General features: G+C 33.2%; 9 protein-coding genes. All 9 read left to right on the top strand.

The window, feature by feature from the left end; all coding sequences use genetic code 11:
* Positions 1-64 precede the first annotated feature (64 nt).
* A complete protein-coding gene (locus tag ACGHJ8_RS06640) occupies positions 65-2,212 on the top strand; it encodes an ATP-dependent helicase (RefSeq protein WP_211964757.1) in 2,148 nt (715 codons plus the stop codon).
* Positions 2,213-2,317: 105 nt separating this feature from the next.
* Positions 2,318-4,306 carry an NAD-dependent DNA ligase LigA gene (ligA, locus tag ACGHJ8_RS06645; protein WP_390542338.1) on the top strand — a complete coding sequence of 663 codons (1,989 nt, stop codon included), beginning with the start codon at positions 2,318-2,320 and terminating at the stop codon, positions 4,304-4,306.
* Positions 4,303-5,373 (top strand): CamS family sex pheromone protein, encoded by a 1,071-nt coding sequence (locus ACGHJ8_RS06650; protein ID WP_205089078.1) that lies wholly within the window; start codon positions 4,303-4,305, stop codon positions 5,371-5,373. Before ligA ends, ACGHJ8_RS06650 begins: the two co-directional genes overlap by 4 nt.
* Before the next feature lie 10 nt (positions 5,374-5,383).
* Entirely contained in the window at positions 5,384-5,671 is a 288-nt protein-coding gene (gene gatC, locus ACGHJ8_RS06655) for an Asp-tRNA(Asn)/Glu-tRNA(Gln) amidotransferase subunit GatC (protein WP_390542341.1), read from the top strand.
* Positions 5,668-7,104, top strand: coding sequence for an amidase family protein (locus tag ACGHJ8_RS06660; RefSeq protein WP_390542343.1), 1,437 nt, complete (start codon positions 5,668-5,670; stop codon positions 7,102-7,104). Before gatC ends, ACGHJ8_RS06660 begins: the two co-directional genes overlap by 4 nt.
* Positions 7,097-8,524, top strand: a complete 1,428-nt coding sequence (gene gatB, locus ACGHJ8_RS06665; protein WP_390542345.1) for an Asp-tRNA(Asn)/Glu-tRNA(Gln) amidotransferase subunit GatB — start codon at positions 7,097-7,099, stop codon at positions 8,522-8,524. The genes ACGHJ8_RS06660 and gatB overlap by 8 nt, the downstream gene beginning before the upstream one ends.
* 57 nt (positions 8,525-8,581) lie before the next feature.
* Positions 8,582-9,283 (top strand): hypothetical protein, encoded by a 702-nt coding sequence (locus tag ACGHJ8_RS06670; protein ID WP_087357847.1) that lies wholly within the window; start codon positions 8,582-8,584, stop codon positions 9,281-9,283.
* Positions 9,284-9,320: 37 nt separating this feature from the next.
* Positions 9,321-10,667, top strand: coding sequence for a 23S rRNA (uracil(1939)-C(5))-methyltransferase RlmD (gene rlmD / locus ACGHJ8_RS06675; protein ID WP_390542348.1), 1,347 nt, complete (start codon positions 9,321-9,323; stop codon positions 10,665-10,667).
* Between the two features lie 272 nt (positions 10,668-10,939).
* Positions 10,940-12,340: a TrkH family potassium uptake protein gene (locus ACGHJ8_RS06680; RefSeq protein ID WP_211964748.1), complete on the top strand. Its 1,401-nt coding sequence runs from the start codon at positions 10,940-10,942 to the stop codon at positions 12,338-12,340.
* Positions 12,341-12,344 lie beyond the last annotated feature (4 nt).

Raw genomic sequence — 12,344 nt, forward strand, 5'->3', positions numbered from 1 at the left:
AATATTTTCATTTCATTTTTTATGAATTATGATATAATGTTTAGACATGAAAGGATGTGGAATGATGAACTTAGATCAATTATTAAATCCTAAACAAAAAGAGGCTGCCACTTATCTGGATTCACATTTACGTATTATTGCTGGAGCAGGAAGTGGGAAAACACGTGTTTTAACATATCGCATAGCTTATTTGATTGAAGAAGTGGGCATTGAACCACGTCATATACTAGCGATTACTTTTACAAATAAAGCAGCGAATGAAATGCGAGAAAGAGTAGTTAATCTTTTAGGTGAATATGCTTCCGGCGCTCTTTTATGTACGATTCATTCTTTATGCGTTAGAATTTTAAGACAGCATATACATGCTTTGAATTATCCACATCATTTTGTGATTATGGATGAAGAAGATCAAAAATCATTATTAAAGAAGATTTTTAAAGAAAAAAATATAGATAGCAAGGCGATGAGTGTCAAAAGCTGTATCCATTACATATCTGCTTGTAAAATGGCTGAAATTTCACCTCAAAAAGCCTATCAGTTAGCGGGGGATTTTGTAGGTGAGGCTAAAAAAGCTTTGGCATATCAGGCATATGAAAAATATAAAGAAGAACATTTTATGCTGGATTTTGATGATTTATTATTGAAGACTGTTGAACTTTTTGAAAAATTTCCAGAAATCTTACAGAAATGGCAACATAAATTTCAATATATTCATGTTGATGAGTTTCAAGATGTTGGAAATATTGATTATAAATTAATTTATATGTTATCAAAACAATCTTTATTATGTGTTGTAGGTGATCCAGATCAGACCATTTATTCATTTAGAGGTTCTGATGTGAATTATATTATGAATTTTGATAAGGATTATCCTCATGTTAAAACAGTTATTCTTGATCAGAACTATCGTTCTACTAAAACAATTCTTGATATTTCAAATAATTTAATTAGAAAAAATAAAAATCGTTTAGAAAAAGATTTATTTACTGAATTAGAAGATGGTGATAAGGTTGTTCATTATTCAGCGTTAGATGAGGAATCTGAAGCTGAATTTGTCTGTCAGACCATTGAAGATATTATTCATCATGTAGAAGGAGTCAATTATCACGATTTTGCGATTTTATATCGTGCCAACTATTTATCTCGTCCATTTGAACAGAAATTGATTCAACATCAGATTGATTATAAAATCTTTGGTGGATTAAAATTTTTTAATCGTAAGGAAATTAAAGATGCTTTAAGTTATTTGCGTTTAATGGTATCTATGGATGATTTGTCTTTTGAACGTATTATTAATGTACCAAGTCGTGGGATTGGGCAAAAAACAATTGAAAAAATACAATTAAAGGCTATTGAATATGGTATAAGCTGTTATGAAGCTGTTTGTTTATATAGTGATGAGATTGGTTTAAAAGGAAAAGCAAAAAAAGCTGTCAGTACCTTTGTACAAGCAATTGAAAAGGCCCGACAATCACGTGAACCATTAGGTGATGTTTTTGAACATCTTTTAAGAGATGTTGGATATTTCCAAATGTTAAGAAATGACGATGATGAAAATCGTATTCAAAATATTATGGAGTTAAAAAATTCCGTTGCTGGATATATGAAAACACATCCTGATAGTGCAACTTTTGAAAGTTATTTACAGGATATTGCCTTATATACTTCTCAAGATGATATGGGTCATGATGAATATGTTTCTTTGATGAGTATTCATATGGCTAAAGGTCTAGAATTTAATTATGTTTTTGTCGTTGGTTTATCACAGGATGTCTTTCCAAGTTTTAGAAGTGTTTCTGAAGAAGGGGAAGATGGCATGGAGGAAGAACGTCGTCTGGCTTATGTGGCTTTTACCCGTGCTAAAAAACGTTTGTATTTAACAGATAGTCAAGGTTTTAATTATATGACCAATTCGCCAAAGATGGCCTCACAGTTTATTGATGAGATTGGAACAGATCATGTGGAACATATTGGAAAACCTTCTCCTTTTAAGACAAAACAGTTTGTTCATCTGGGACCAACTGTTGATGAAATGATAGGGGATAATGAAATTTATGACTGGAAAAAAGGTGATCTGGTAGAACATGATGTATTTGGCAAAGGAGTTGTTGTGAAGGTGCAGGGAAATACTTTGGATATTGCTTTTTCAATGCCTTATGGTATCAAAACATTGATGTCACAGCATAAAGCATTAAGACGTTTATCGTCTTAAAAATCATGGGAAAATAAGGTTGAATTTGGGTGATGAATTTTGATGTTTTTATTTGATTCATCATCTTTTTTTGATATAATGAGCAAGTGAATGGAGTGTGCAAAAATGACATTAGAAAGATTGAATGAAATCAAGAAATTATTAAATGAATATAATTATCAATATTATGTTTTAGATAATCCAACTGTATCTGATCAAGAATATGATCGTTTAATGCAGGAACTACAAAGTATTGAAGCGAAACATCCAGAATGGATCACAGCGGATTCACCAAGTCAACGTGTTGGTGGTGAAGTCTTAGATGGTTTTCAAAAAGTGACGCATCAAAGAATGATGCTTTCACTTGGAAATATATTTAATGAAGATGAATTGAGAGAATTTGATGATCGTATTCGTGAAGTCTATCCTCAAGTTGAGTATGTCTGTGAGTTAAAAATAGATGGATTGGCAGTATCACTCGTTTATGCTCAAGGGCAATTAAGTTATGGAGCCACGCGTGGTGATGGAACAGTAGGAGAAGATATTACGCATAATGTAAAGACAATTAAATCCATTCCTCTTTCTATTGATTATCAGGGAGATTTTGAAGTGCGTGGAGAAATATATATGCCTAAAAAATCTTTTGAACAACTGAACCAACAAAGAAAAGAGGCGGGAGAACCTTTGTTTGCGAATCCTCGTAATGCAGCAGCAGGTAGTGTCAGACAGCTTGATTCTCGTATTGCTGCAAAACGTGGGTTAGATGCTTTCTTATATATGGTTCCAACAGCCAGTGAAGTAGGATGTCAGACACATAAAGAGGCGTTGGATTATATTAAACAGCTAGGATTTAAGACGAATCCAATGACACGTGTCTGTGCAAATATTCAAGAAGTCTGGCAATTTATTATGGAAATGACAGAAAAAAGACAATCACTACCTTATGAAATTGATGGAATTGTGATTAAAGTGAATCGTCTGGATTGGCAGGAACGTTTAGGCTATACTGCAAAAGTTCCTAAATGGGCAATTGCCTATAAATTTCCTGCTGAAGAAGTCATTACAAAATTAAAAGATATTGTTTTTACAATTGGTAGAACAGGACAGATTACACCCAATGCCGTATTAGAACCTGTACGTGTCGCAGGAAGTACGGTTCAACGTGCAACATTACACAATGAAGATAATGTTGTATCAAAAGATATTCGTGTTGGAGATTATGTGGTTATTCGTAAAGCAGGAGATGTCATTCCAGAAGTTGTACGTTCTTTAAAGGAAAGACGTGATGGAAGTGAAAAGAAGTTTCAGATGATTGATGTCTGTCCATATTGTGGTTCTCCTTTGGTTAGAAAGGATAACGAAGCCGCATATTATTGTTTGAATGAACATTGTGATTCTAAAAAGATTGAACGTATTATTCATTTTGCATCACGTGATGCAATGAATATTGAAGGTTTAGGTGAAAAAATTATTGAACAATTTTATAATTTAGGGTTTGTTCGTTCGATTGAAGATATTTATAGTTTATCTCGTCATGAACAGGAAATTATTGATATTGAAGGTTTTGGACGTAAATCAATGGATAATTTATTAGAAGCGATTGAAAAAAGTAAAGGTAATTCAATGGAAAAATTATTATTTGGTTTAGGAATTAAAGGTATTGGTGCCAAAATGGCTGACAATTTATCAAAAGAATTTAAAAGTATGGATGCTTTATTGAGTGCTTCTACAGCAAAATTACTTTCTATGCGAGATGTTGGTGAAACCCTTGTTCAATCTTTGAATCGTTTTAGAAGTCAACCTCAATCAATGACTTTATTAGAACATTTAAAAGCGATTGGGTTAAATATGACTTATTTAAAAGATACTTCATTACTGCAAGAAAGTATCTTTAATGGAAGAACGGTTTGTGTAACAGGAACTTTAGAATTAATGACACGTAAAGAAATTAAAGAATATCTTGCAAGATTAGGAGCGAATGTGACAGGGAGTGTATCGAAAAAAACAGATTATCTGATCTGTGGTCGTGATGCTGGAAGTAAACTGGAAAAAGCAAGAGAACTTGGAGTCACTGTTTTAAGTGAAGCTCAATTTCAAGAGGAGGTGAATCTATGAGAAAATGGATATGTCTTTGTTTAGCGTTATTGTTGTTGGTGGGATGTCAATCTTCACAAAATACAGTTGAAGAAGAAACAACGAATAATACGGCATCAATGGATTCTTTTGATGATACTTACTATAATATTGTTAAATTTGAAGATAGTCAGTTAAGAGAAGATTTTTATGTCGATTATGGTTCAACATCAGATTTTACTTCGATTGGTCGAGGTTTACAGATTCTTTCATCACAGTATTTTTCAACATCAGATTATTATATGAGTGAAGGTCAATACTTAAAACTGGCCTTAAAACAGGAAATGGTTGGAAGGGATGGGGACAATTCTTTACAGCCATCTTCTGGAACAACAATTGCAGATATTCCAGATCCAACAATGGTTCAAAGCATTATGGAACAGGATTTCTGGGAAAAATCTGGTGATAAGTATACCTTAGCTGGTGCTTCATTTGTGATTGTTCTTGATCCTCGTGATAAAAATAATGCACGTTTAGATACACCAATGGATAATCAGTCTATTTTAAATTATGGATATGATTGTAGTGAAAAATTATACAACATTATTCAATCTCATGAAGATTTTGAAAAGTTAAAAGATTTGCCTGTTTTGATTACAATTTATCAGGCAACGGATTTAACAGAAAGTACCGTAGATGGTCATTATATCTTAAAGAATTATTGTGATGATTCTTATGGTAAAAATGAACAGGTAAATTTTGAAACCGTCCTTTTTACAAGTGCTAGAGCCAAAGAATTGGATGCGACAACATCTAATGAATTTGATATTATTAAAAACAATTTAAAGGAAGCAGCAACAGAAGCCGCTGGACTTGTTGGAACAGCAAGATATCAAGATAACAAGATTCAATCAATGGTGATTGAAGCTCATTTAAATGTGAAAACAGCAACTGAATTAATGTATTTATCTTCCATTATTGCTGATGGGATTGATACTCGTTTTTCATCTGAGTTTGACATTAAAGTGCTGGTCTATTCACAAGATGAACTGATGACTGTCATTGTTAAAGATGCTGGACAAGATGTCAAGAGTTCGTTTCTATACTAGAGGAACAGTTATGAATGAAGAAAAATTATTAAAACAATTAGCCAAAGATGTTAGACTGTCTGTTCCTGATGAAGATATGCCCTCTTTACTTCAAGTCTATCATACCTTTCTTGAACAGGTTGCATGTTTAGAAAAAATACAAACTGAAGGTGTAGAACCTTTAGTTTTTCCTTTTGATATAGAAATTCATGAATTAAGGGAAGATGAGGTTCAAGAAGTCTTTGATGTTCAAGATATATTGAAAAATGCAAAAAACACAACAGAAAATCAGATATTGGTTTTTAAGGTGGTGGAATGATGAAAGTCTATAGTATTGAAGAATGGCATGACGGACTTGTTAATGGGACAATTGATGTTTCTCTTTATTATCAACAATTACAAAAAGAAACTTATTTTCAACAAAAACGTTTAAATGCTTTGACAACGATTTGTTTTCAAAATCCACCTCAAAATCTATCGTCTGATTCGTTTTTAACAGGAGTTCCCTATGTTTTAAAAGACAATATTTGTACATGTCAAATTCCAACAACAGCATCCAGTCGTATGTTGGAGGATTTTATTCCTGTTTATGATGCACATGTTGTGCAGCTTTTAAAACAAGAAAATGCTTGTCTGATTGGAAAAGCTTCAATGGATGAACTGTCAATGGGTTCAACCAATATGACTGCATTAACAGGTCCGGTATATAATCCGTGGGATACAAGACGAATTGCTGGTGGGTCTTCAGGTGGTTCAGCTTCCCTTGTTGCCAGTGGACTTGTGACTTTTGCATTAGGAACGGATACAGGAGATTCTATTCGTCGTCCAGCAGGATTTTGTGGAGTGGTCGGCATGAAACCAACATGGGGACTGATTTCACGTTATGGGATTATTCCTTACGCTGCCAGTTTAGATACGGTTGGTGTTTTAACGAGAAGTGTTCAAGATTTAAGTATTGTTTTAGAAAAAATTGCAGGTCATGATTTTCATGATATGACTTCCAGCCGTTTGCCAGTCCCACATTATAGATATAATTTATCTTTAGATATTTCCTATCTTAAAGTTGCTGTTATACAAAATGTTGTTGATAAACTCAAAGATCATAGAATTCAGACACTTTTTCAAAATTGTGTTTCACTTTTAAAAAATGCTGGAGCCTTAGTGCATGAGATTTCATTTTCCCAGACATATCTTGAAGCTATTTTCCCGGTTTATCAAATTATTGCGAATGGGGAAGCCACAAGCCATCATGCCTGTCTTGATGGCATTAAATATGGTTTTCAAAGTCAAGGACAAAACTTAGAAGAAATGGTTATTCACACACGTTCACAAGGTTTTCATCAAAGTATCCAACAGCGTTTTATTTTAGGGGCATTGGCTTTAAAACAGGAAAATCAAAAAAGAATGTTTCAAAAAGCACAAAAAGTACGTAGATTAATTGTGGAAGAAATTCAAAACATATTACAGACATATGATATTGTGATTGTCCCCAGTGGTGAAGGGATTGCTCCATTGATTGAAGAAGCCCAGTCACAATCTCATACATTAGTGGATGATTACTTAATTATAGCCAATCTGGCAGGGCTCCCTAGTTTAACTTTGCCTTGTGGTTTTGTTGATGATATGCCAGTTGCTGTCAATTTAATGGGGCGTTGTTTTGATGAACAGACAGTTTTGAATTGTGCCTATGCTTTAGAAAGTATGATGCCTTATTGTCAACAATATGCTAAAGGAGAACGAGATGATGTTTGAAGCTGTGATTGGTATTGAAGTTCACTGTGAATTGAAAACAAAATCAAAGATGTTTTCTATGGCACCTGTGACATTTGGCAGTCCACCCAATACGCAAGTGCATGTTATTGATCTGGCTATGCCGGGTACTTTACCATCAGTCAATAAAAAGGCTGTAGAAATGGCTATTCGTGTTTGTCATGCATTACATATGGATATTGATAATCTGCTCCGTTTTGATCGAAAAAATTATTATTATGCTGATTTGCCTAAAGGTTTTCAAATCACGCAGTATGATCACCCAATCGGGAAAAATGGCTATCTTGACATTGAAGTTGAAGGAGAAACATTTAAAATTCCTATTGAGCGTGTTCATTTAGAGGAAGATACAGCCAAAATGACGCATAGTGAAAATAATACACTCATTGATTATAATCGTGCTGGTATTCCTTTAATAGAAATTGTCACAAAACCACAACTGCATACAAGTCAACAGGTTGTTGCCTATCTGGAAGCCTTACGATTGATTTTGATATATACAGGTGTCAGTGATGCGATTATGGCTCAAGGATCAATGCGCTGTGATATTAACATTTCTTTGCGTCAGCCTCATAGTTCAACACTGGGTGAAAAGGTGGAAATCAAAAATCTTAATTCTTTTGCAAATATTCAAAAAGCTATTGATTATGAAATTCAACGTCAATCTCATTTATTACAGCAACGTCTTCCTGTTGCCAGACAGACACGTCGTTTTGATGAAAAAACACAGACAACAGTGGTGATGCGTGAAAAACAATCGTTACTGGATTATCGTTATTATCCAGAACCTAATATTTTACCTGTTTGTCTGGATTGGCAATGGATTCAATCAATTATAGAACGATTACCTCAGTTACCCGATCAAAGAAAACAACGTTATCAAAAACAATATCAGTTGTCTTTTCAAGATACAATGATATTATTATCTGATCAGAACTTATCAGATTTCTACGATCAGGTCGTTAATATTTATCCTTATTATCAGACTATTTGTCATTGGTTAATTGGTGATGTTAGAGCTTATATGCATCAATATCAAAGGAATATATTTGAATTATTATCAGTACAGGATTTTGCTGAATTGATGCATATGTTAGAAAGGAAAGAGATTTCTTCAAAACAGACGAAACAAATTTTAGAATTCATGATGATTGAAAAGAAAAGTCCCCATGTTATTATGGAAGCTTATCATATTCAACAAGTCAGTGATGAACATCTTTTGATGCAATATATTGAAGAAGTCCTTCATGATTATCCTCAGCAGGTGGCTGAATATTATGCTGGAAAACATCAAATCTGTGGTTTTTTTGTAGGACAGGTTATGAAAAAGACAAAAGGACAAGCCAATCCTCAAAAGACCAATGAACTTTTGAAATGTTTACTGAAAAAAAGAAAAGCATAATGTTCTATACATTGGTCATGAATTTTGATACAATAGAAAAAAAGTAGGTGAATAATGATGGCAAAACAATTTCATTTTGATGATGAAGATGAATTGGAAGAAGATTATTCTTCATCATATCTAGATGAATTAGAAAACAAAAAAGAAGGTGCACCTTATATTTCAATAGATGAAGAAGATGACAAGGAAGATGAACCAATGAAAAAAAAGAAAAAAAGATTTGTAATGAAATGGTGGCACTATTTATTGATTTTATTTGGTGCTTTAGCAATTGCGTTTATTGTTTATATAGCAGTTTTATCATTGCATGATGGACCTGTCTATGGGAATCGCTGTGAAGGCATGGTAAGTATTTCTAAAGATGCCAGAGATGCAACTGTATCGACAATGGAAGAAAAATATGATGACATTGAATCCATGACTTTATCTACAGAATGTCGACAATTAAAAGTGGATATTGTTTTTAAGGACAATATGAGTGCCAAAAAAGCAGAAAATATTGCTGAAGAAACAGTTCAGACACTTGATGATATTGTGGGCAGAGAAAAAGAGGATGGCAAGACATATAGTGATCTGTTTGGAACGATTGATGGAGTCACTCAGTATGAAGTCAATGTTTTTATGACATCTGCTCAAAGTGATGATTTTCCAATTTATGGAACAAAGAATATTCAAAATGATGATTTTTCTTATACTTTAGCTTCTGTTAGAGATGAAGAAAGTGCAAAACGTGCTCAAGAAACTTTAACAGATGAATAAAACGAGCATAGCTCGTTTTTTTATGGGAGGATGTAAGATGCAAAAAAATGAATATATTAAAGCAAAGTGCGTTGATTATACACACGATGGTTTAGGGATTGTAAAACATGAAGGATTACCTGTGTTTGTAAAAAACATGTTGATAGATGAAGTAGGGAAAGTAAAAATTATTAAGGTTTTAAAAAGATATGCAGTAGGACGTTTGATTGAACTTGAACAGTCAAGTCCTTTTCGACAGGAAGCCAGATGTCCGCTTTTTAAGCAATGTGGAGGATGTCATTTACAGCATCTTAATCCTTTGGCACAACAACAGTTTAAAACCAAAAGAGTGCAAGATACCTTAGCTAAAATTGGACATTGCGATACTCAGGTAGAACCTTGTTTAATGATGCAAGAGGGATGGTTTTATCGTAATAAGGTGCAAGTTCCTGTCGGAGAGCGTAATGGACATCTTATCACAGGGTTCTATAAACAACATAGTAATGATATTGTCGCAATGGACCAGTGTTTTATTCAAAATGAGCTGTCTAATCAGCTGATACCTTATACGAGAAAATTACTAGAAGAAGTGGGCGAAAAACCATTTGATAAGGTAACTCATCAAGGAAATATTAAGCATATTCTTGTGAAGTATGGCTATTATACAAATCAGGCGATGCTGGTTTTGATTACTTATCAACGTTCGCTTTGTCAAAAAGATTATCTGGTTCAACAATTGAAAAAACGTTTTCCTCAACTTCAAACGATTATTCAAAACTATAATCCACGTCATGATAATGTCATTTTAGGAGAAGAAGAAATGATTCTTGATGGAAAGGGTTATATTGAAGATCGTCTATTAGGGCATACATATCGTATTTCATTAAAATCTTTTTATCAGATTAACCCTCAACAAGTTGAAGTCCTTTATCAAAAAGCAATTGAATTTGCTCAATTGAAACCAACAGATATTGTTATTGATGCCTATTGTGGTATTGGTACTATTTCTTTATCACTGGCTCAATATGTTAAAAAAGTTTATGGTGTAGAAATTGTCGAACAGGCAATAGAGGATGCTAAAGATAATGCGAAAAGAAATGGTGTTGATAATATAGAATTTTATTGTCAAGATGCAGGGGAATTTATGGTTTCATTTGCAAAATCACATCAACATGTTGATGTTGTGGTAGTGGATCCTCCAAGAAAAGGATGTTCGACTTTATTTTTAAATCAGCTGTTAACTTTATCACCGGATAAAATTGTTTATATTTCTTGTGATGTTGCGACACAGGCAAGAGATATTGATATTTTACAGCAACATGATTATCATGTGAAAAAGTGTCAGCCTGTGGATATGTTCCCGCAAAGCTTTCATATTGAAAATATTGTTCTCCTGACAAAATAAGAGAAAAGACATTGTATATATTGACAAAAAAGTTAGGTGTGTTAAAATGGTTCTCGAATAAGTGGTGGAGTCTGTCATAAAGCAAATATGCTTTATTTATTCGATGTGTTTTATTTTATCCTTATAAAATAATCTATCGACAGATTCTTTTAAAAGAATCTGTTTTTTATAGACAGATCTGAAAGGAGTTGTCTGCTAGAGAGATAGTGATATAATAGATGATATAATCATCATTTTGTAAAAATATTATAAAACATGTGTGGAGGAAAAATATGGAAACGGTAGATTTTCATAAATCAAAGAAAAAGAAATCCTTTTCACCTATGCGACGTATTGCCTTTAGTTTTTTTATGGTGATATTGATAGGTTCACTTTTATTGGCATGTCCATTTTCTAATCAGGGAACAATTGCTCCGTATATTGATCATTTGTTTATAGCAACATCAGCAACTTGCGTGACTGGTCTTGTACCTGTTGTTGTGGCTGATCAATATACATTGATTGGACAATTAGTCATTATCTTATTGATTCAAATAGGTGGTTTAGGATTCCTGACATTATTGAATATGTTTATCTATGCTTTAAGAAAGCGATTAACATATACAAATAAGATTATTATGCAGGAAGCATTGAATCAAAATTCAATGGCAGCGATTGGTATTTATATCAAAAGAGTTATTAAATATACGGCTTTCTTTGAATTAATGGGGGCAGTATTATTAAGTTTTGTCTTTGTGCCAGAATTTGGTGTTGTTAAAGGATTATATTATGGATTATGGCATTCTATTTCAGCCTTTTGTAATGCTGGATTTGATGTAATTGGGCCTAATTCATTGATACCTTATCAAACCAATATTCTTGTCAATCTTACAATTGCTGGTTTAATTATTGCCGGTGGTCTTGGTTTTGTTGTATGGATTGATTTAAGAATGTCATGGCGCCATTATAAAGAAAATTTTAAATTCTTTAAGCTAAAAACATTCTTTTCTTCATTATCATTGCATACAAAAGTTGTTTTAACTGCAACTGTATCATTGTTATTGGGGGGAACACTTGTTATCTTGCTTTTGGAATATAATAATCCTGGTACGATTGGTTCACTATCATTTGGTGATAAAGTTCTTGCTAGTTTCTTCCAGTCAACAACGACAAGAACTGCAGGTTTTGCTTCAGTAGATATGGCAGCATTGCATGATTCAACAAAATTATTTATGTCAATATTGATGTTTATTGGTGGTTCTCCTGCTGGAACAGCTGGAGGGATTAAAACGGTGACATTAGTCATTTCATTGATGTATATTTTCTCATTGCAGAATGGTTATGAAACTGTATCTATGTTTAAACGTCGTGTTGATGATCAGGTTGTCAAACGTTCATTGACGATTGCTATATTGAGTTTCTTTATATGTACATTAGGATTATTTATTTTGTCAATGAATGAAGGTGCAGATTTTATTGATTTGATTTTTGAAGTCTTTTCAGCCTTTGGTACAGTTGGCTTATCGGCTTCATTAACACCAACATTGACAGTGTTGGGAAAAATTGTCATTATTATATTAATGTATATTGGACGTATTGGTCCATTGACAATGGTATTTGTTTTCGCAAAAAAATATAAACAAAAGAAAGGACAGGACATCATGTATCCAACAGCTGATGTTCTTATAGGATAGAAAA

Source organism: Massiliimicrobium timonense (assembly GCF_042850985.1).
In the GTDB taxonomy this organism is placed as follows: domain Bacteria; phylum Bacillota_I; class Bacilli_A; order Erysipelotrichales; family Coprobacillaceae; genus Allocoprobacillus.